Annotated in this window: 15 protein-coding genes; 13 read left to right on the top strand and 2 right to left on the bottom strand. The window is 70.6% G+C overall.

The genetic code is table 11. From position 1 onward, the window contains the following. Positions 1-50 precede the first annotated feature (50 nt). The 5 genes from ACW4TU_RS07210 (at position 51) to ACW4TU_RS07190 (ending at position 6,900) form a co-directional block, all read left to right on the top strand. Positions 51-1,619 (top strand): PucR family transcriptional regulator, encoded by a 1,569-nt coding sequence (locus ACW4TU_RS07210; protein ID WP_457425764.1) that lies wholly within the window; start codon positions 51-53, stop codon positions 1,617-1,619. A 189-nt stretch (positions 1,620-1,808) separates the two neighbouring features. Then, positions 1,809-2,651 (top strand): nitrilase-related carbon-nitrogen hydrolase, encoded by an 843-nt coding sequence (locus ACW4TU_RS07205; protein WP_164319275.1) that lies wholly within the window; start codon positions 1,809-1,811, stop codon positions 2,649-2,651. 103 nt (positions 2,652-2,754) lie between these two features. Beyond that, positions 2,755-4,158: a dihydropyrimidinase gene (gene hydA / locus ACW4TU_RS07200; protein WP_457425761.1), complete on the top strand. Its 1,404-nt coding sequence runs from the start codon at positions 2,755-2,757 to the stop codon at positions 4,156-4,158. A 16-nt stretch (positions 4,159-4,174) separates the two neighbouring features. Continuing rightward, a complete protein-coding gene (locus ACW4TU_RS07195) occupies positions 4,175-5,194 on the top strand; it encodes a TIGR03842 family LLM class F420-dependent oxidoreductase (RefSeq protein WP_164319271.1) in 1,020 nt (339 codons plus the stop codon). 161 nt (positions 5,195-5,355) lie between these two features. Then, positions 5,356-6,900: an NCS1 family nucleobase:cation symporter-1 gene (locus ACW4TU_RS07190; RefSeq protein WP_457425759.1), complete on the top strand. Its 1,545-nt coding sequence runs from the start codon at positions 5,356-5,358 to the stop codon at positions 6,898-6,900. A 30-nt stretch (positions 6,901-6,930) separates the two neighbouring features. Here the strand turns inward: ACW4TU_RS07190 and ACW4TU_RS07185 are convergent, their stop codons facing one another. Continuing rightward, complete coding sequence (locus tag ACW4TU_RS07185; RefSeq protein ID WP_457425757.1) at positions 6,931-7,593, bottom strand: hypothetical protein; 663 nt, start codon at positions 7,591-7,593, stop codon at positions 6,931-6,933. A 286-nt stretch (positions 7,594-7,879) separates the two neighbouring features. On the opposite strand from ACW4TU_RS07185, the gene ACW4TU_RS07180 reads away from it, so the two are divergent. The 3 genes from ACW4TU_RS07180 to ACW4TU_RS07170 all read left to right on the top strand — a co-directional run bounded on the left by ACW4TU_RS07180 (position 7,880) and on the right by ACW4TU_RS07170 (position 11,576). Beyond that, positions 7,880-8,716: a class I SAM-dependent methyltransferase gene (locus ACW4TU_RS07180; protein WP_457425755.1), complete on the top strand. Its 837-nt coding sequence runs from the start codon at positions 7,880-7,882 to the stop codon at positions 8,714-8,716. Positions 8,717-8,808: 92 nt separating this feature from the next. Then, positions 8,809-10,644: a gamma-glutamyltransferase family protein gene (locus ACW4TU_RS07175; RefSeq protein ID WP_457425753.1), complete on the top strand. Its 1,836-nt coding sequence runs from the start codon at positions 8,809-8,811 to the stop codon at positions 10,642-10,644. A gap of 86 nt (positions 10,645-10,730) precedes the next feature. Then, complete coding sequence (locus ACW4TU_RS07170; protein ID WP_457425751.1) at positions 10,731-11,576, top strand: inositol monophosphatase family protein; 846 nt, start codon at positions 10,731-10,733, stop codon at positions 11,574-11,576. On the opposite strand, the gene ACW4TU_RS07165 is transcribed toward ACW4TU_RS07170, so the two are convergent. Then, positions 11,512-12,174, bottom strand: a complete 663-nt coding sequence (locus ACW4TU_RS07165) for a hypothetical protein (RefSeq protein WP_457425749.1) — start codon at positions 12,172-12,174, stop codon at positions 11,512-11,514. The genes ACW4TU_RS07170 and ACW4TU_RS07165 overlap by 65 nt on opposite strands. Positions 12,175-12,270: 96 nt before the next feature. Between ACW4TU_RS07165 and ACW4TU_RS07160 the strand changes: the two genes are divergently transcribed. From ACW4TU_RS07160 to ACW4TU_RS07140, 5 genes are all read left to right on the top strand, one after another. Beyond that, positions 12,271-13,683 (top strand): phytoene desaturase family protein, encoded by a 1,413-nt coding sequence (locus ACW4TU_RS07160; protein ID WP_457425747.1) that lies wholly within the window; start codon positions 12,271-12,273, stop codon positions 13,681-13,683. Then, positions 13,680-14,192, top strand: coding sequence for an O-acetyl-ADP-ribose deacetylase (locus ACW4TU_RS07155; RefSeq protein ID WP_457425745.1), 513 nt, complete (start codon positions 13,680-13,682; stop codon positions 14,190-14,192). The genes ACW4TU_RS07160 and ACW4TU_RS07155 overlap by 4 nt, the downstream gene beginning before the upstream one ends. A gap of 154 nt (positions 14,193-14,346) precedes the next feature. Further along, positions 14,347-15,873, top strand: a complete 1,527-nt coding sequence (locus ACW4TU_RS07150) for an AlkA N-terminal domain-containing protein (protein WP_457425743.1) — start codon at positions 14,347-14,349, stop codon at positions 15,871-15,873. A 44-nt stretch (positions 15,874-15,917) separates the two neighbouring features. After that, positions 15,918-16,400, top strand: a complete 483-nt coding sequence (locus tag ACW4TU_RS07145) for a methylated-DNA--[protein]-cysteine S-methyltransferase (protein ID WP_457425741.1) — start codon at positions 15,918-15,920, stop codon at positions 16,398-16,400. A gap of 242 nt (positions 16,401-16,642) precedes the next feature. Then, positions 16,643-19,165, top strand: a complete 2,523-nt coding sequence (locus tag ACW4TU_RS07140; protein WP_457425739.1) for a glycoside hydrolase family 2 protein — start codon at positions 16,643-16,645, stop codon at positions 19,163-19,165. Positions 19,166-19,172 lie beyond the last annotated feature (7 nt).

The raw sequence follows: 19,172 nt of genomic DNA, 5'->3' as shown, positions 1-19,172 counted from the left end.
GGCGAGCGCCCCGGAGGCGAACCGAGCCACAGAAAAAGGGGAAGACCGTCATGCTCACGACCACCACCTTGGAACCCGCCCTGTCGGTCCGCCAGGTCCTCGGCCTGGAACGGGTGCTCGCGGGCGAGCCCGAGGTGGTGGCCGGCGCCGGCCAGCTCGACCGGGCCGTGCGCTGGGTGCATGTCGCCGAGGCCGCCGACGTCGGCGTGATGCTCAGTGGCGGCGAGATGATCCTCACGACCGGGGTGCTGCTCGCCGGGGACGAGGAGGCCCAGGTCGAGTACATCCGCTCGCTGCACCGGGCGGAGGCCGCCGCCGTCGTGCTCGGGCTCGGCCGTGCCTTCCCGGCGCCGCCGGACGTGATGCGGCGCGCTGCCGAGCGGTGCGGGCTGCCGATGGTGGTGCTCCACCGGCCGTTCCCCTTCGCGGAGTTGACGGAAGAGGTCCAGTCCCGGCTGGTGCGGCGGAAGTTCGCCGCCGTGAGCCTGTCCGAGACGGTGCGGACCGCTCTCACGGGGCTCATCACCTCCGGCGCCCCGCTGCAGCACCTCCTCGACGAGGTCGCCTCGCACAGTGCCTGTCCCGTCGTCGTCACCAACCTCGCCCATCGGGTCCTCGCCACATCGGGGGAGCGGTCGGCCGTGGACGACGTGCTGCGGGACTGGGAGCGCATCTCCCGGCAGGCCGGCGGGAGCGAGGGCGACGGGTGGATCCGGGCCGAGCTGGGCGGGCGCGGGGAACGCTGGGGGCGGATCGTGCTCTGCGGGTACCGCGGTGACGCCGCCACCGGACGGCTGCTCGCCGACCGGGCCGCCGAGGCACTCGTCCTGCACCGCATGCTCGGGGGCTCCGTGCACACCTGGGAGGAGCAGTCCGCGCAGAGCCTGCTGACGGACCTGGTGAGCGGAGTCGTACCGGCCCGGCAACTGCTTCCGCGGGCGCGGGCCGCCGGGCTGCCCGTCAACCGGCGGACCTTCGTGCCGCTCGTCGTACGGGACGGCGATCCCGCCGAACTCGACCGCGTACTGCGGCTGTTGGGGCTGCCGGGGCTGGTCGCCGAGCTGGCCGACGACGCCACCGCCGTGCTGCTGAGCCTCGCCCGGGACCAGGACGCCAAGGCACTCGCCGCGCACTTCGCGCTCCGGCTGCGCACGGAGACCGGCGGGGGCCGGACCGTCGTGGCCGCCGCCGAGGCGCTCGCCAACTGGGACGACGTACCCACCGGACTGCGTGAGGCACTCCACGTCGCCGCCGCCGTCGCGGACACACCGGCGGGGCCGGAGCTGCCGGTGCTGGTGCACCTGCGGGACGTACGGCTGCGCGGGCTGGTCAGGCTGCTGCGGGACGATCCGCACGTGCAGGCGTTCGCGGAGCGCGAGCTGGACGGGCTGCTGTGCGGGACCGAGGGCGAGTCGGAACTGCTGCCCGTGCTGCGGACCTATCTCGCCACCGGGCGCAACAAGTCACGCACCGCGCAACTGCATCATGTCTCACGGCCCGCGCTCTACCGGCGGCTGGAGGCGATAGAGACGCGGCTCGGCCTCGATCTCGACGACTTCGAGCAGGCCGCGTCCGTGCATATCGCGCTCCTCGCACACGACGCCCAGCAAGGCCGATGACCGCTCTCTCCAGCGCTCCGTCTTACCGCTCCGAAACATCAGAGGACCAGGGAAAACAGTGGTGAAACATGGGCAGACGGCAGGGTGACACCGTGGAACGCCGGACGTCCGCAGGCGTGACACCGTGCAACTCAAACCCGCTCTCCGGGCTTCCTAGGCTCGCCGTACACCGAGTGACCGGAGGTCCCGATGAGCAGGGTGATTCGCGCCGCCATTTTCCAGACTGCCTGGACGGGCGACAAGGAGTCGATGATCCAGGTCCACGAGCAGGCGGTCCGCGACGCCGCGGCCCAGGGTGCTCAAGTCATGTGCTTCCAGGAGCTGTTCTACGGCCCCTACTTCTGCCAGGTCCAGGACAAGGCGTTCTACGAGTACGCCGAGCAGATCCCGGACGGCCCGATCGTCAAGCGCTTCCAGGCGCTCGCCAGGGAACTGGGCATCGTCCTCGTCCTGCCGATGTACGAGGAGGAGCAGCCCGGCGTCCTCTACAACACGGCCGCCGTGATCGACGCCGACGGCTCGTACCTCGGCAAGTACCGCAAGCACCACATTCCGCAGGTCGCAGGCTTCTGGGAGAAGTTCTACTTCCGCCCGGGCAACGCCGGCTGGCCGATCTTCGACACGGCCGTCGGCAAGATCGGCGTCTACATCTGCTACGACCGGCACTTCCCGGAGGGCTGGCGTGCGCTGGGCCTCGAAGGCGCCGAGATCGTCTTCAACCCGTCGGCCACCTCGCGCGGTCTGTCCGCCTACCTGTGGCAGCTGGAGCAGCCCGCGGCGGCCGTCGCCAACGAGTACTTCGTCGGCGCGATCAACCGGGTCGGTGTCGAGGAACTCGGCGACAACGACTTCTACGGGACCTCGTACTTCGTGGACCCGGAGGCGCAGTTCGTCGGCGAGGTGGCGAGCGACAAGGAGACCGAACTCGTCGTCCGCGACCTGGACCTGGCCAAGCTGCGCGAGGTCCGCGACCGCTGGCAGTTCTTCCGCGACCGCCGCCCGGATGCGTACGGACCGCTGACCGCGCCGTAGCAAGTCGACCGTCGGTACCCGCGCCCTCGAGGGGCGCGGGGCACCGCGCGACCCACCACACACGACCCGCACTTCTCGACACAACCCAGCGGAGCGTAATCTCATGAGCAGCCGTACCGTCATCCGGGGTGGCCTCGTCATCACCGCGTCCGACGAGATCCATGCCGACGTCCTGATCGAGGGCGGCCGTATCGTCGCCCTCGCGGCGAGCGGAACCGCGGCCGCCGAGGCCTGGACGGCCGAGCGGACCATAGACGCCACCGGGAAGTACGTCATCCCCGGCGGTGTCGACGCGCACACCCACATGGAACTGCCGTTCGGCGGTACGGCCGCCTCGGACACCTTCGAGACCGGCACCCGGGCCGCCGCCTGGGGCGGTACGACCACGATCATCGACTTCGCCGTGCAGAGCGTCGGCCAGTCGCTGCGCGACGGACTCGACACCTGGAACGCCAAGGCCGACGGCAACTGCGCCATCGACTACGCCTTCCACATGATCGTCTCCGACGTGAACCAGGACACGCTCAAGGAGATGGACCTGCTGGTCGAGGAGGGCGTCACCTCCTTCAAGCAGTTCATGGCCTACCCGGGCGTCTTCTACAGCGACGACGGCCAGATCCTGCGCGCCATGCAGCGCTCCGCCGAGAACGGCGGCCTGATCATGATGCACGCCGAGAACGGCATCGCGATCGACGTCCTCGTCGAACAGGCGCTGGCCCGCGGCGAGACCGACCCCCGCTACCACGGCGAGGTCCGCAAGGCCCTCCTCGAAGCCGAGGCCACCCACCGAGCCATCAAGCTCGCGCAGGTCGCGGGCGCGCCCCTGTACGTCGTCCACGTCTCGGCGCAGGAGGCGGTCGCCGAGCTGGCACGGGCACGCGACGAGGGGCTCAACGTCTTCGGCGAGACCTGCCCGCAGTACCTGTTCCTGTCCACCGACAACCTCGCGGAGCCGGACTTCGAGGGCGCGAAGTACGTGTGCAGCACGCCCCTTCGGCCCAAGGACCACCAGGCCGCGCTCTGGCGAGGCCTGCGGACCAACGACCTCCAGGTCGTCTCCACGGACCACTGCCCGTTCTGCTTCGAGGGCCAGAAGGAGCTGGGCCGGGGCGACTTCTCGAAGATCCCCAACGGGCTCCCGGGCGTCGAGAACCGCATGGACCTCCTTCACCAAGGCGTCGTCGACGGGCACATCAGCCGCCGCCGCTGGATCGAGATCGCCTGCGCCACCCCGGCCCGGATGTTCGGCCTCTACCCGAAGAAGGGCACCATCGCCCCGGGCGCCGACGCGGACATCGTCATCTACGACCCCACGGCCGAGCAGATCGTCTCCGCCGAGACGCACCACATGAACGTCGACTACTCGGCGTACGAGGGCAAGCGGCTCACCGGCCGCGTCGAGACCGTCCTCTCGCGCGGCGAACTCGTCATCACCGAGCGGGAGTTCACCGGGCGCGCGGGTCACGGCGTCTACACCCCCCGCTCCACCTGTCAGTACCTGATCTGAACTAGGAGCATCGCTCATGGACTTCGGCCTCGTCCTGCAGACCGACCCGCCGGCCTCGCGTGTCATCGAGCTGATGCAGCGCGCCGAGGGCAACGGCTTCACGTACGGCTGGACCTTCGACTCCGCCGTGCTGTGGCAGGAACCGTTCGTGATCTACAGTCAGATTCTGTCCAGCACCGAGAAGCTGACGGTCGGACCGATGGTCACCAACCCGGGCACCCGCACCTGGGAGGTCACCGCCTCCACCTTCGCCACCCTCAACGACATGTTCGGCAACCGCACGGTGTGCGGCATCGGCCGCGGCGACTCCGCGATGCGCGTCGCCGGCCGTACGCCCAACACGCTGGCCCGGATCAGCGGCGCGATGAAGGTCATCCGCTCGCTCGGCCGGGGCGACGAGGCCGACCTCGGCGGCACGGTCATCAAGTTCCCGTGGGTGCGGCCGGGCGCCGAACTCCCCGTCTGGATGGCCGCGTACGGCCCCAAGGCGCTCAAGATGACCGGCGAGGAGGCCGACGGGTTCATCCTCCAGCTCTCCGACCTCTATCTGACCGAGTACATGGTCAAGACGGTCAAGGACGCCGCCGTCGCCGCCGGACGTGACCCGTCCGAGGTGAAGATCTGCGTCGCCGCCCCCGCGTACATCACCGAGGACGACTCGCCCGAGGCGCTCGCCCACGCCCGCGACCAGTGCCGCTGGTTCGGCGGGATGGTCGGCAACCACGTCGCCGACCTGGTGTCGAAGTACGGCGAGCACTCCGCCGCCGTACCCGAGGAACTCACCGACTACATCAAGGCCCGCGAGGGCTACGACTACTCCCACCACGGACGGGCCGACAACCCCGACACCCAGTTCGTGCCCGACGAGATCGTCGACCGGTTCTGCGTCATCGGCACCCCCGAGATGCACATCGAGAAGCTCAACAAGCTGCGTGAGCTCGGCGTCGACCAGTTCGCCGTCTACGACATGCACGACGCCCAGGAAGCCGTCATCGACGCCTACGGGTCGACGGTGATCCCGGCCGTCAACGCCTGACGTACCCGAACTCGTCGCTGTGTTACGCACCCACCAACTCCCCTTCCCCGGCGTTCAGGTAGCCGGGGAGGGGGTCAGGACACCTCCGGGTGTCCTGTGCGCATCCCCCAACGCGCCACCCGCACGGCCTTTCCCGACCCACCTCATTGATTGGCCTGCCCATGACCGACACCGCTCCCACGGCCATACCGCCGTCCTCCCAACTCACCCTCCCCGACGGCCGGGTGGAGATCTCCCCCGACGCGCCCGTTCCCAGCGGGCCGTACGCCAACGAGGACCTTCTGCCGGTTCCGGTCGAGAAGCGCACCTGGAACACGTACAACTTCTCGGCCCTCTGGGTGGGCATGGCCCACAACACGGCCTCCTGGACCCTCGCTTCGGGTCTGATCGCCGTGGGCATGGACTGGAAGCAGGCCGTGCTCACGATCGCCCTGGCGAACGTGATCGTGCTCATCCCGATGCTGCTCACCGGGCACGCCGGGCCGAAGTACGGCATCCCCTTCCCCGTCTTCGCCCGCGCCTCCTTCGGGGTGCGCGGCGCCAACCTCCCGGCTGTCGTGCGGGCGTTGGTGGCGTGCGGCTGGTTCGGCATCCAGACCTGGATCGGCGGCGAGGCGATCTACTTCCTCGCCGGAAAGCTCATCGGCGACGGCTGGGCGAACGCCTCGCACATCGGCGGCTACGCCTGGACGATGTGGCTGTCCTTCGCCATCTTCTGGGCGATCCAGGTCGCCATCATCTACCGGGGAATGGAGACCATCCGCCGGTTCGAGAACTGGGCCGCGCCCTTCGTGCTCCTCGGCGCCGGCGTGATGCTGTGGTGGATGGCGAGCAAGGCCGGCGGCTTCGGCCCGCTCCTCGACCAGCCCTCCAAGCTGGGCTACGGCGCGGACTTCTGGAAGATCTTCGCGCCCGCCCTCATGGGCATGATCGGCTTCTGGTCCACGCTGTCCCTGAACATCCCGGACTTCACGCGGTACGGCAAGAGCCAGAAGGCCCAGACGTGGGGACAGGCGCTCGGTCTGCCGACCACGATGACCCTGTTCGCGTTCCTGTCCGTCATGGTCACCTCGGGCTCGCAGGCCGTGTACGGCGAGGCCATCTGGGACCCGGTACAGCTCGCCGCCAAGACCGACAACGTCTTCGGGCTGCTGTTCGCCCTGGTCACCGTGCTGGTGGCGACCCTGTCCGTGAACGTCGCGGCCAACCTGGTCTCGCCGGCCTTCGACTTCTCCAACATCGCGCCGCGCAGGATCAGCTTCCGGGCCGGCGCGCTCACCACCTGCGTCCTCGGCGTCCTGATTTTCCCGTGGAAGCTGTACTCCGACCCGCAGGGCTACATCTTCACCTGGCTCGGCCTGGTCGGCGGTCTCCTCGGCACGGTCGCCGGCATCCTCATCGCCGACTACTGGATCCTGCGCCGCGGCAAGCTCGACCTCGCCGACCTCTACCGGGCGGGCGGACGCTACTGGTACGACAACGGCTGGAACTGGCGGGCGGTCGTCGCCTTCCTGGTCGGCGGCGTACTGGCCGTCGGCGGTGCCGACTTCCACCCGCTGATCGACGGACGGCCCATCCCGGCACTGTCCTCACTCGCGGACTACGGCTGGGCCGTGGGCCTGGGCACCTCGATGGTGCTCTACCTGGCGCTGATGCTGGCGACCGGGAAGGGGCGGGACGAGGTGAAGGAGACGGCCACGGTCTGACCCTGTACGTGCCCTGGAGGGCGGCCGGTTCTACCGGCCGCCCTCCAGCGCTGCCACGGCGTCCCGGGCGGCCTTGATGGCGCCCTTGTTGATCACATCCGTGCTGGGCGCCTTCTTCGACTCGAAGTCACTGCCGTTGTACGTGATCACCACCAGCGCGTTCGACGCGCGGACCAGCACCACGCCCTCGCGGGTCTGCTGCTTGTCCTCGGTGGTGAGGTTCACGACGGAATAGGCGGCGTCACCGAGCCCAGGCACCACCCCGCCGCCGCTCTTCTCCGTCAGGCGGTCCTGGTACGTCTTCTCCGCCGCCGCGTCCGTGTCGGACAGCTCGAACGACACGTCGAGCCAGCGGTAGTCGTACCCCTTGAGCGCGTTCCAGGAGCAGGTGCGGCGTGCGTCCGTGTCCGTCGACGGGATCTCCTTGCCGGCCGCCTTGGCGCCCGGGACAAGGGACTTGACCGTCCCCGGGGTCACGGCCGAGCAGGGTGCGGGCGCGGCGGTGAAGGTCTTCGCCGCCGCCGAGGTCGAGGGCGCGGTGGGCGATGCGGACGCGCCCGTGGTGGCCGCCGCCTCGTGGGTGTCGGTCGGCGCCGCGGCGAGCGGCCCCGATGACAGCGCCCAGCCGGCCGTGGCGAGCACGGCGACGGGCGCCAGGCGGGTGGTGAGTGCGAGCGGCAGAGGAAGGCTCAAGGCGCACTTCTCGTGGGGGACGGTGCGGAAGGGGGTCCGCACTCCGGACGGGACGCCAGTGTCACATGACTGCCTGTGGGGCGGAAGTAGGAACTCGCTCCGTGGCTGTGCGATGACCGTCACTTGTTGTCGGCCGCCCGGACTGTCCGTCGGAATGCGCAAATCGGCGTCGATGACGCCCCATTCGCTATCGATGCCAGATATCTCCGCGAAGCTCCCATAGGTGATGAGACGGGCACACCGATAACGGCTTGCGCTGTTCCGCGCCCGTCCGGAGCCTTGACGCATGTCCTACACATCGCCCGCCACGGACGGCACGACTGTCGACCTCCCCGCCGTGCCCGAGGAGATCCTCGCCTACTACGCGCGCGGCAAGGAGGACGCCCGGATCCGGCGGGGTTCCGGACGGCTGGAGTTCTGGCGGACCCAGGACGTGCTCCGGCGGCTGCTGCCCGCGCCCCCCGCGCGCGTGCTCGACGTCGGCGGGGGCAGCGGGGTGCACGCGGAGTGGCTTGCGCGGGACGGGTACGAGGTCGAGCTCGTCGACCCCGTGCCGCTGCACGTGGACCAGGCGGGACGGTTGCCCGGCGTCACCGTGCGGCTCGGGGACGCCCGTGCGCTGCCCGCGGAGGACGCGTCCTGCGACGTGGTCCTGATCCTCGGACCGCTGTACCACCTGCCCGAACGACCGGACCGGGTAAGGGCGTTGGCTGAGGCGCACCGGGTGGTCCGGCCTGGGGGACTGGTCGTCGCGGCCACCATCAACCGCCATACCGCGCTGCACGGTCTGCTGCGGCAGGAGCTCTACTTCGATCCGGCGCACCGGGCCCGTACCGACGACGTCAGCACCCACGGCAGACACGGCACGGACCACGGCACCTTCACGACCGCCTATCTCGCCGAACCGACCGAGGTACCGGCCGAGTTCAGCGAGGCCGGACTCGTCCCGGAAGGCCAGTACGGGCTGGAGGGCGTCGCCTGGCTGATGGGCGGCGTCGAGCAGTGGCTGGACGACCCGGAACGCCGCGAGGCCGTCCTGTCCGCGACCCGCCGCATCGAGTCCGAGCCGACGCTGCTCGGCGCGAGCGGACACGTACTGACGGCGGGACGGCGTCGGCCGTAGCCGGGAGGCGAGCCGGCGCGGGCGGTGTGCCGGGGGCGCGGAGCGGGGTACGTACGATCATCGGATCGTGTGCCGCAGTGAAGGAGCCGCCCGTGTTCACCACCCGACCCACGCTCCAGGGCACCTTCGGGATGGTGTCCTCCACGCACTGGCTGGCCTCGCAGTCGGCGATGGCCGTTCTGGAGACCGGCGGAAACGCGTACGACGCCGCCGTCGCCGCGGGCTTCGTCCTGCACGTCGTCGAACCGCATCTCAACGGGCCCGCCGGTGAGGTACCGATCATCATCGCCCCGGCCGGCGGCGAGGTGCGGGTGCTGTGCGGGCAGGGCGTCGCGCCCGCCGGGGCCACGGTCGCGCACTACCGGGGACTGGGGCTCGATCTCGTACCCGGCACCGGACCCCTCGCCGCCGCAGTGCCCGGTGCCTTCGACGCGTGGATGCTCCTCCTCCGCGACCACGGCACCAAGCCGCTCGCGGACGTCCTCAAGTACGCCATCGGGTACGCCGAGGACGGGCACGCGCCCGTGGAGAGCGTCGGCGCGACCGTGGAGACCGTACGGGAACTGTTCGAGACGGAGTGGACCTCCTCCGCGGACGTGTACCTGCCCGATGGACAGGCGCCGCGGCCCGGCCGGCTGTTCCGCAATCCCGCGCTGGCCGCCACCTGGAAGCGGCTCCTCGCCGAGGTGGCCGGAGCCGGGGACCGTGTCGCCCAGGTCGAGGCGGCACGGGAGGTGTGGCGCACCGGCTTCATCGCCGAGGCGCTCGTACGGCAGTCCGCGCGGCCCACCCTCGACACCAGCGGCACGCACCACACCGGCACCCTGACAGCCACCGACCTCGCCTCCTGGTCCGCGTCCTACGAGGCCCCGGCGACCTACGACTGGCACGGCTGGACCCTCTGCAAGGCCGGCCCCTGGAGCCAGGGCCCGGCCCTCCTCCAGCAGCTCGCGCTGCTCCCGCCCGAGCTGCCCGCATACGGGTCCGCCGACTACGTCCACCTTCTGATCGAGGGCTGCAAGCTCGTCATGGCGGACCGGGAAGCCTGGTACGGGGACGCGTCCGGCGGAGCCGATGTGCCGCTCGGCGAACTGCTGTCCGACGCCTACAACGCCGACCGGCGGATGCTGGTAGGAGACAAGGCCTCGTACGAGCTACGGCCCGGCGGCCCGGGCGGGCGCACTCCGCGACTGTGCGCCCACGCGCGCGTGGCGGCCACGGACGAGCCCGGATTCAGCGCTCCGGGGGCCGGTGAGCCGACCGTCGCCAGGCACCCGACCTCAGCCGTGCCCGGCGAGCCCGAGATCGCCGCCGACGGCTCCACCCGGGGCGACACCTGCCACCTCGACGTCGTCGACCGGTGGGGCAACATGGTCGCGGCCACGCCCAGCGGCGGCTGGCTCCAGTCCAACCCCGTCGTACCCGAACTGGGCTTCCCCCTCGGCACCCGGCTCCAGATGGCCTGGCTGGAGGAGGGCCTGCCGAACTCCCTCACCCCCGGCCGTCGCCCCCGGACCACCCTCACCCCCTCCGTCGCGCTGCGCGACGGAGTGCCGGTGCTGGCCTTCGGCACGCCCGGCGGGGACCAGCAGGACCAGTGGCAGCTGCACTTCTTCCTCGCGGTCGCCCTGCGCCCCGAGGTGCGCGGCGGCCTGGACCTCCAGGGCGCGATCGACGCCCCGAACTGGCACAACGACAGCTTCCCGGGTTCGTTCTACCCGCGCGGCATGCGCACGGGCAGCGTCACCGTGGAGGCCCGCATGCCGGACGAGGTGATCGAGGAGCTGCGCCGCCGGGGGCATGACGTGACGATCGGTGACGACTGGTCCGAGGGCCGGCTGTGCGCGGTCGCCCGGGACCCGGAGACGGGAGTCCTGTCGGCGGCGGCGAATCCGCGGGGGATGCAGGGGTACGCGGTCGGGCGCTGATGTCCGAATCCCGGTCTTCAGGCGGATTCCATCCCATGTCCACCGGCCCGGCAGGGATTGTCAGTGCCGCGTGCTCTCATGGAGACATGATCGAAGAAAACGAAACCATCGAAGAGTTTCTCGCCCGGCACGCGTCCGACGTCGAAGAAGCGGTCCGTGAGGCGGCGGCCGCGGAGATCATGCCGCGCTTCCGGCAGCTCGCCGCCCACGAGGTCGACCAGAAGAGCGGCCCGCACGACCTGGTGACCGACGCCGACCGCAAGGCCGAGCTGTATCTCACCGAAGTGCTGCCCAAGCTGCTGCCCGGCTCCGTCGTGGTCGGCGAGGAGGCCGTGCACGCCAACCCCGCCTCGTACGAGGCGATACAGGGCGAGGCGCCGGTCTGGATCGTCGACCCCGTGGACGGCACCCGGCAGTTCGTCCACGGCGACCCCGGCTTCTGCACGCTCGTCGCGCTCGCACACCGTGGAGTCGTCCGCGCGTCGTGGACGTTCGCCGCGGCCCGTGACCAGCTCGCCACAGCGATCCGCGGACGGGGCGCCTTCCTCGACGGCACACCCCTGCACGCGGGCGCGCCCGTGCCCGGCCGCGACCTCCGGGTGGCCACCTCTCACCCGGACTACACGACCGACGAGCAGAAGCGCGCGCTGCTCGGCCTGTGGACGGACGGCGTCCGGCCGCGCGCCTGCGGTTCGGCAGGCCTGGAGTATCTGGCCATCGCCCGGGGTGAGCTGGACGCCACCGCGTTCTCCTGGGAGGCCGCCTGGGACCACGCCGCGGGCATCCTCCTCGTCGAGGAGGCCGGCGGCGCCCACCTGACCCGCGCGGGCGAGCCGTTCCGCATAACCGGCGGCAACGTGCTGCCGTTCACCGCTGCGCGCGACGCGGCCACGGCTCACCGGGTGGCGGAGCTGCTGTCGGGCGCAGCCTGATCTGCGGGCGGGCCGAGCTGAAGCGCAGGGTGACGACCTCGAACTCGGCCACGGTGCCCACCGCCGGCCAGTCCGCGGGGTCGAAGGGCAGCCAGGCGACGTCCACGAAGGCGTCCACCGGCAGGTTGATGTCGACGAACAGACCCGTCCGGCCCGGCCCCCACGGCAGCGCGCACACCATGCCGGTGACCAGGGAGCCCTCCGGCAGCGGGCCGGTGACGTAGTGGCTCAGGTGCCGATGCCGCAGGGCCGTGGACCACGCCCGCTCGAACTCCGGCTCGGTCACGTCCACCGCCTCCGGCGGCACCTCCACGGCGCCCTCGGTGAACGCCCCGTACACGGTCTGGTAGAGCTGGACGCCAAGGCGCCCGAACCGCTCGCGCACAAGGGCCAGTTGGGCCTGCGCGGCGGCCATCGAAGCGCCGCCGGAGGCCGTGCCGTCGGAGTTCTGGAGCGCCTCGCACGAGCGCGGGATCTCCAGTGCTGCCTCGAACACCGCCTGCCGCAGCACCCAGCCGTCGTCCTCGACCTCGAACCAGTGCCAGGCGGTGTCGTCGGCGTCCTCGCCGGGCGATTGGATGCGGAAACGGCGCGTCATCCGGCCGAGGTTACCCGCGCCGGGCAGTGTCGGTGTCCCGGCATATCCTGATCTGAAGTGGCCGTCGGCTGACAAAGGAGTCCGAAGGTGCCGTCGATGCTCGATGCGGTCGTGGTGGGGGCAGGGCCCAACGGGCTGACGGCTGCCGTGGAGCTGGCCCGCCGGGGCTTCTCCGTGGCCGTCTTCGAGGCGCGCGACACCGTGGGCGGAGGCGCCCGAACGGAGGAGCTGACGCTGCCCGGCTTCCGGCACGACCCGTGCTCGGCGGCGCACCCGCTCGGCGTCAACTCCCCGGCGTTCAGAGCGATGCCGCTGGCGAGGTACGGACTGGAGTGGCTGCACGCCGACCTGCCCATGGCCCACCCCTTCCCGGACGGCACGGCCGCGGTGCTGGCCCGTTCCGTGGCCGAGACCGCCGCCTCCTTCGGGCCGCGGGACGCGGGCGCGTACCGCAGGCTGGTCGAACCGTTCCTCAGCAGGTGGGACACGCTGGCGCACGACTTCATGTCGCTGCCCCTGACCTCGCTGCCCCGCGATCCGGTCACGCTCGCCCGCTTCGGCCTGGTCGGCCTGCCGCCCTCGACCTGGCTGATGCGCCGCTTCCGCGACGAGCGGGCGAAAGCCCTGTTCGCAGGCCTCGTCGGACACGTCATGGCCCCGCTGGGCGGGGTCGCCACCGGCGCCGTCGGCCTGGTCTTCGCCCTGGCGGCCCACGCCCGCGGCTGGCCGGTCGCCCGCGGCGGCTCCCAGTCGATCTCCGACGCGCTCACCGCGTATCTGACGGACCTCGGCGGCACCGTCCACACCGACTACGAGGTCAAGCGGCTGGACGACCTGCCACCCGCGCGTGCGTACGTCTTCGACACCTCACCCACCGCACTGGCCCGTATCGCGGGCTTCGGCGGCTACTACGAGCGCTATCGCTACGGCGCGGGCGTCTTCAAGATCGACTACGCGCTGGACGGCCCCGTGCCCTGGACGGCGCCGGAGGCCCGCAGGGCGACCACCGTCCAGGTCGCCGCGAACCGAGCCGAGATCGACACCGCCCTGCGCGCCGCCTCCCGCGAGGGCAAGGCACCCGACACCCCCTTCCTGATCACCGTCCAGCCGAGCGTCGTCGACCCCTCCAGGGCCCCCGAGGGCAAGCAGGTCTTCTGGGCCTACGGACACGTCCCGAACGGCTGGACGGGCGACCTCACCGATGCCATCGAACGCCAACTGGAGCGCTTCGCCCCCGGCTTCCGCGACCGGGTCCTCGCCCGCGCGACCGCCGGCCCGCCCCAACTCGCGGCCCGCAACGCCAACTACGTCGGCGGTGACATCGGATCCGGCGCGGCCAGCGGCCTCCAGCTCGTACTGCGCCCCAGGCTCTCCCTGTTCCCGTACGCCACCCCGCACCCGGCCGTGTTCATCTGCTCCTCGGCCACCCCGCCGGGCCCCGGCGTCCACGGCATGTCGGGGCACAACGCGGCGAAGGCCGTCTGGAGAAGGCTGAGGCAGTCATCATGAACGCCATCGTGCTTGTCAAGGGCGACATCACCCGACAGAGTGCCGACGCGATCGTCAACGCGGCGAATTCCTCACTCCTGGGTGGGGGAGGCGTCGACGGAGCGATCCACCGCAGGGGCGGTCCCGAGATCCTCGCGGCCTGCCGAGCGCTGCGCGCCGGTCACTACGGCAAGGGTCTGGCCACCGGCAAGGCGGTCGCCACGACCGCGGGCAACCTGGACGCGCGTTGGGTGATCCACACGGTCGGACCCCGATTCCTCCCCGAGGAGGACCGGTCGGCGCTGCTGGCCTCGTGCTACCGGGAGTCGCTGAGGGTGGCGGACGAGCTCGGCGCCCGCACGGTGGCGTTCCCGGCCGTCTCCGCCGGCATCTTCGGGTGGCCGATGGAGGACGCGGCCCGTATCGCGGTGGAGACCGTGCGCGCCACGGAGACCGCGGTCGAGGAGGTGCGGTTCGTCCTCTTCGACGAACAGGCGTTCGAGGCGTTCGCGGGGCACGTCGACTGTTGACGGCGGGGGTGACCAGGCCAGTGGGTGAGTGGGTGAGCCAATGCACTGACGAGCCCCTGCCTGACGGGAAGGTGATCCGGAGCCTCCCTGGACACGCCACCTTGATGTCGGATTTTCGCCAGCTCCGCTCCGGCCCATCGCCGATGCTGGACGTATGCGGAACGCGATGCACACCGACACCGAGCACTGCGTACGTGCCGTCCAGTCCAAGGACGCGCGCTTCGACGGCTGGTTCTTCACGGCGGTCCTGACCACCCGGATCTACTGCCGGCCCAGCTGCCCGGTGGTGCCGCCCAAGCCCGAGAACATGACCTTCTACCCGAGCGCGGCGGCCTGCCAGCAGGCCGGCTTCCGGGCCTGCAAGCGATGCCGGCCCGACACCAGCCCCGGCTCACCGGAGTGGAACCAGCGCGCCGACCTCGTGGCCCGCGCGATGCGGCTGATCGGCGACGGAATCGTGGACCGCGAGGGCGTCCCCGGCCTCGCCACCCGCCTCGGCTACAGCACCCGCCAGATCGAACGGCAACTCCTCGCCGAACTGGGCGCCGGCCCGCTCGCCCTCGCCCGCGCCCAACGGGCCCAGACCGCGCGGCTCCTCGTCGAGACGACCGCGATGCCCATGGCGGAGATCGCCTTCGCGGCCGGATTCGCCTCGATCCGCACCTTCAACGACACCGTCCGCGAGGTCTTCGCCCTCTCCCCGAGCGAACTCCGCGACCGCCTCCCGAGGACACCCACCAAGAGGACCCGCACCGATGTGCGTCCGAGCGGTACGGGCACGTCCGTCGGCACCTCGGGCGCCCTGAACCTCCGCCTCCCCTTCCGCGTCCCGCTCAACCCCGACAACCTCTTCGGCCACCTCGCCGCGACCGCCGTACCCGGCGTGGAGGAATGGCGCGACGGCGCCTACCGCCGGACCCTGCGTCTCCCGTACGGACACGGCATCGCCGCCCTCACCCCGAAACCCGACCACATCGCGTGCCGCCTCACCCTCAGCGACCTGCGCGACCTGCCCGTCGCCATCAGCCGGTGCCGCCGGATGCTCGACCTGGACGCCGATCCGGTCGCGGTCGACGAGCAGTTGCGCACGGATCCGGTGCTGGCGCCCCTCGTCGCGAAGGCCCCGGGGCGACGTGTCCCGCGTACGGTCGACGAAGCGGAGTTCGCCGTACGGGCGGTGCTCGGTCAGCAGGTCTCCACGGCCGCCGCCCGTACCCACGCGGCCCGTCTCGTCACGGCGTACGGCGATCCGGTCGACGATCCGGAGGGTGGCCTCACCCACCTCTTCCCGACCCCGCGGGCCCTGGCCGCCCTCGACCCCGAGTCCCTGGCGATGCCCCGCACCCGGCGGACCACTTTCACCACCCTCGTCGGTCAACTCGCCGACGGCGTAATTCACTTGGGCGTCGAGAGTGACTGGGTGGAGGCCCGCGCCCGGCTCCTCGCCCTCCCCGGCTTCGGCCCCTGGACCGTCGAAGCCATCGCGATGCGTGCCCTCGGCGACCCCGACGCGTTTCTCCCCACGGACCTCGGAATCCGGCGCGCGGCCCAGGAGCTGGGCCTCCCGTCGACCCCGGCCGCACTGACCGCACGCGCGGCGGCCTGGCGGCCGTGGCGGGCCTACGCGGTCCAGTATCTGTGGGCGACAGACGGCCACCCGATCAACTACCTCCCCGCATAAGACGTGCAAGGCGCATAACGCGTATAAGGACGTGAGGAAGAGCAGTGAAACAGCACACGGTCATCGACAGCCCGTACGGCCCCCTCACCCTCGTGGCCGACGACGGAATCCTCTGTGGTCTCTACATGCTCGACCAGCGTCACCGCCCACCCGAGGAGAACTTCGGCGCACGCGACGACACACCCTTCGGGGAGGTGACCGACCAGCTGAAGGCCTATTTCGCGGGCGAGTTGAAGGAGTTCAGCCTCGAACTCCACCTGCCCGGAACCGACTTCCAGCGCAGCGTCTGGGAGCAGCTGTGCCGTATCCCGTACGGCGAGACCCGCTCGTACGGCGAACTCGCCGACGCCCTCGGCAATCCGAAGGCATCCCGTGCCGTGGGCCTCGCCAACGGCAAGAACCCGGTCGGCATCATCGTGCCCTGCCACCGGGTGGTCGGCGCCGACGGCAGCCTCACCGGGTACGGGGGCGGTCTGGAGCGCAAGCAGCGGCTGCTGGACTTCGAACGGGGGCCGGCGCTCTTCTAGTTCCTCCTGCTCCCTCCGCCCCATGTCTCACACCTCATGTCCCACGCCTCATGTCTCACCCCGACGACCTTTGTCCCGCACCTTGTCGCCCGCCGCGCCCCGGCGCATGATGTGAAGCGCTTTCTGTCGCGTTCATGGCAATACTCTGGGCGGGTGTGCCGATGGGCGCGCGCCTCGAAGGGTGGTAGACGATGGAGTTCACCAGCCGTTCCACAGGTTCCACACCGTCCGATCCCGACGGCGTGAGCAGACGCCGCGTGCTGCAAGGGGCCGTCGCCGGTGTGGGCGTGGCGGCCCTGCCGACGGGCGCGACGGCATCGGCTGCCCAGGTCGAGGCCGCTGAGCGGCAGAAATTCAGCCTGAACCTCGACTGGCGGTTCATCAGGTCGAATGTCGCCGGCGCCGAACGGATCACGTTCGACGACTCCGGGTGGGCCGTGGTCAGCGTGCCGCACACCTACAACGACGTGGACTCCTTCGACAACTGGATCGGCAGCTCGGGCGAGTCCTCGGTGGCGATGCAGCCGACCTGGTACCGCAAGCGCTTTCAGTTACCGGCCGAGCAGGCGGGCCACAAGGTGATCCTCGAACTGGAGGGCATCCGCCAGGCGGCGACGGTCCACCTGAACGGCGTCCTGATCGGCAGCTACGAGGCCGGAGTCACCCCCTTCGGCTTCGACCTCACCGACGAGGTCCTGTTCGGCGCCGACAACGTGCTCGCGATCTGCGCGGACAACACCAAGTGGCGGCCGGAGTCCGCCACCGGGATGCCCTTCCAGTGGGACACCCGGGACTTCAATCCCACCTTCGGCGGCCTCACCCGCAACGTCATCCTGCACGTCGTCCCGAAAACCCACTTCACGCTCCCGCTCTTCAGTAACCTGGGCACCACGGGGACCTACGTCTACCCGTCCGCCGTCAACGTCTCCGGTCACACCGCGACGATCAACGCGGAGGCGCAGATCAGCAACGAGGAGGACCGATCCCGAACGCTGTCGGTGTCGGCCGAACTCCGCGACGAGCAGGGCGCGTTGGTGGGCACGCTGCCCGCCTCGACGGTCACCCTGACTGCCGGTACCAGCCACGTCTTCAAGGTCGGCAGCCGGATCAGCGGGCTGAACTTCTGGTCGCCGTCGTACCCGGCCCTCTACACCGTGCGGTTGACGCTCACGGAGGGGGCGACGGTCGTGGACACGTACACGGTGCGCACCGGCTTCCGGAAGGCCGAGTTCCGTGGCGGGGCGGGCACCGGGGGCGTGTACATCAACGAGAAGCAGATCTTCCTCACCGGTTACGCGCAGCGCGCCACCAACGAATGGGCGGTGCTCGGCGACGCCGTACCCGAGTGGCTGCGCGACCACGACGGCCGGCTCATCCGGGAGAGCAACGCCAACCTGATCCGCTGGATGCACCTCGCCGCGCAGCCCGCCAACATCCGGATGACCGACCGGTACGGGCTGGTGTCGGTCCAGCCCGCCGGGGACAAGGAGGCCGACGCCATCGGTGTGCAGTGGGACCAGCGTCTCGCCGCGATGCGGGACGTGATGATCTACTTCCGCAACAGCCCGAGCATCCTGTTCTGGGAGTCCGGCAACAACTGGCTGACCGCCGACCACCAGCAGCAGATGCGTGCGCTGAAACAGACATGGGACCCCAGCGGCATGCGCGCGATCGGCTCCCGGGCGACCTCCGACAACTCCGCCTACGGCGGCACGGCGGCCGTGGACCAGTGCGAGTACATCGGCACGATGCTCAACCGCCACTACAGCGACTACGCCCGCGACCGTATGCCGCTCATCGAGTCCGAGTTCACCCGTGACGAGGCCCCCCGCCGTGTCTGGGACACCGCCTCCCCACCCGACTTCGGCTACGTCACCGGCCCCGACGTCACCTACCACTGGACCTCGGAGGACTTCGCCGCCACCGTCGCCGCGAGCACCCGCTACGAGTTCTGGAGCCAGCGCATCCAGGGCCCGGGCAACCGGCGCTACTCGGGCGCGGCGGCCCTGACCTGGGCGGACTCCAACCAGCACGGCCGCCAGTACAACTGGGAGACGTGCAGGCTCTCCGGCCGCGTCGACGCGGTCCGCATCCCCAAGGAGACCTACTACACCCACCGCGTCATGCAGAGCCCGACCCCCGACCTCCACATCGTCGGCCACTGGACCTACCCGTCCGGCACGGTGAAGCCGGTGTACGTCATGGCCGCGGGAGTCTCCCGGGTGGACCTGCTGGTCAACGGCAGGACGGTCGGCACATCGACCTCTCCCCAGTACGACTTCCTGCACACCTTCACCGACGTCGCGTGGCAGTCCGGCACGATCACCGCCGTCGGCTACGACTCGGCCGGCACCGAACTGACCCGCGCGCAGAAACAGACGACGGGCACACCCGCCGCCCTCCGGCTCACCGCACACGTCTCACCCGACGGCCTGAAGGCCGACGGCACCGACGTGGCGATGATCGACGTCGAGGCGGTGGACTCGGCGGGCCGCCGCGTTCCGACCGACCAGGCCCGCGTGGACTTCACGGTCACCGGCCCGGCGAAACTCCTCGGCGGCCACAACCCGGGCGTCCCGTACAGCGTGTTCCAGTCCTACGTCAGCACGGAAGCGGGCATCAACAGAGTCTTCGTACGCACGACGCGCACCGCCGGTACCATCACCGTCCGTGCCACGCGCAGCGGCCTGGCCACCGCCACGGTGACGATCACGTCCACACCTGTCGTGACGACGGGAGGACTCACGGAGCCCCCGCCGCTGTGAACTCCAC

Source organism: Streptomyces kryoterrae, from assembly GCF_054072135.1.
The sequence above is the reverse complement of the archived record's forward strand: the minus strand, read 5'-3'. Positions and strand labels throughout refer to the sequence as shown.

Bases quoted from the DNA above. Each gene is read 5' to 3' on its own strand.
- ACW4TU_RS07210 (WP_457425764.1), top strand. From the start codon at position 51: ATGCTCACGACCACCACCTTGGAACCCGCCCTGTCGGTCCGCCAGGTC.
- ACW4TU_RS07205 (WP_164319275.1), top strand. From the start codon at position 1,809: ATGAGCAGGGTGATTCGCGCCGCCATTTTCCAGACTGCCTGGACGGGC.
- hydA (WP_457425761.1), top strand. From the start codon at position 2,755: ATGAGCAGCCGTACCGTCATCCGGGGTGGCCTCGTCATCACCGCGTCC.
- ACW4TU_RS07195 (WP_164319271.1), top strand. From the start codon at position 4,175: ATGGACTTCGGCCTCGTCCTGCAGACCGACCCGCCGGCCTCGCGTGTC.
- ACW4TU_RS07190 (WP_457425759.1), top strand. From the start codon at position 5,356: ATGACCGACACCGCTCCCACGGCCATACCGCCGTCCTCCCAACTCACC.
- ACW4TU_RS07180 (WP_457425755.1), top strand. From the start codon at position 7,880: ATGTCCTACACATCGCCCGCCACGGACGGCACGACTGTCGACCTCCCC.
- ACW4TU_RS07170 (WP_457425751.1), top strand. From the start codon at position 10,731: ATGATCGAAGAAAACGAAACCATCGAAGAGTTTCTCGCCCGGCACGCG.
- ACW4TU_RS07165 (WP_457425749.1), bottom strand. From the start codon at position 12,174: ATGACGCGCCGTTTCCGCATCCAATCGCCCGGCGAGGACGCCGACGAC.
- ACW4TU_RS07160 (WP_457425747.1), top strand. From the start codon at position 12,271: ATGCTCGATGCGGTCGTGGTGGGGGCAGGGCCCAACGGGCTGACGGCT.
- ACW4TU_RS07155 (WP_457425745.1), top strand. From the start codon at position 13,680: ATGAACGCCATCGTGCTTGTCAAGGGCGACATCACCCGACAGAGTGCC.
- ACW4TU_RS07150 (WP_457425743.1), top strand. From the start codon at position 14,347: ATGCGGAACGCGATGCACACCGACACCGAGCACTGCGTACGTGCCGTC.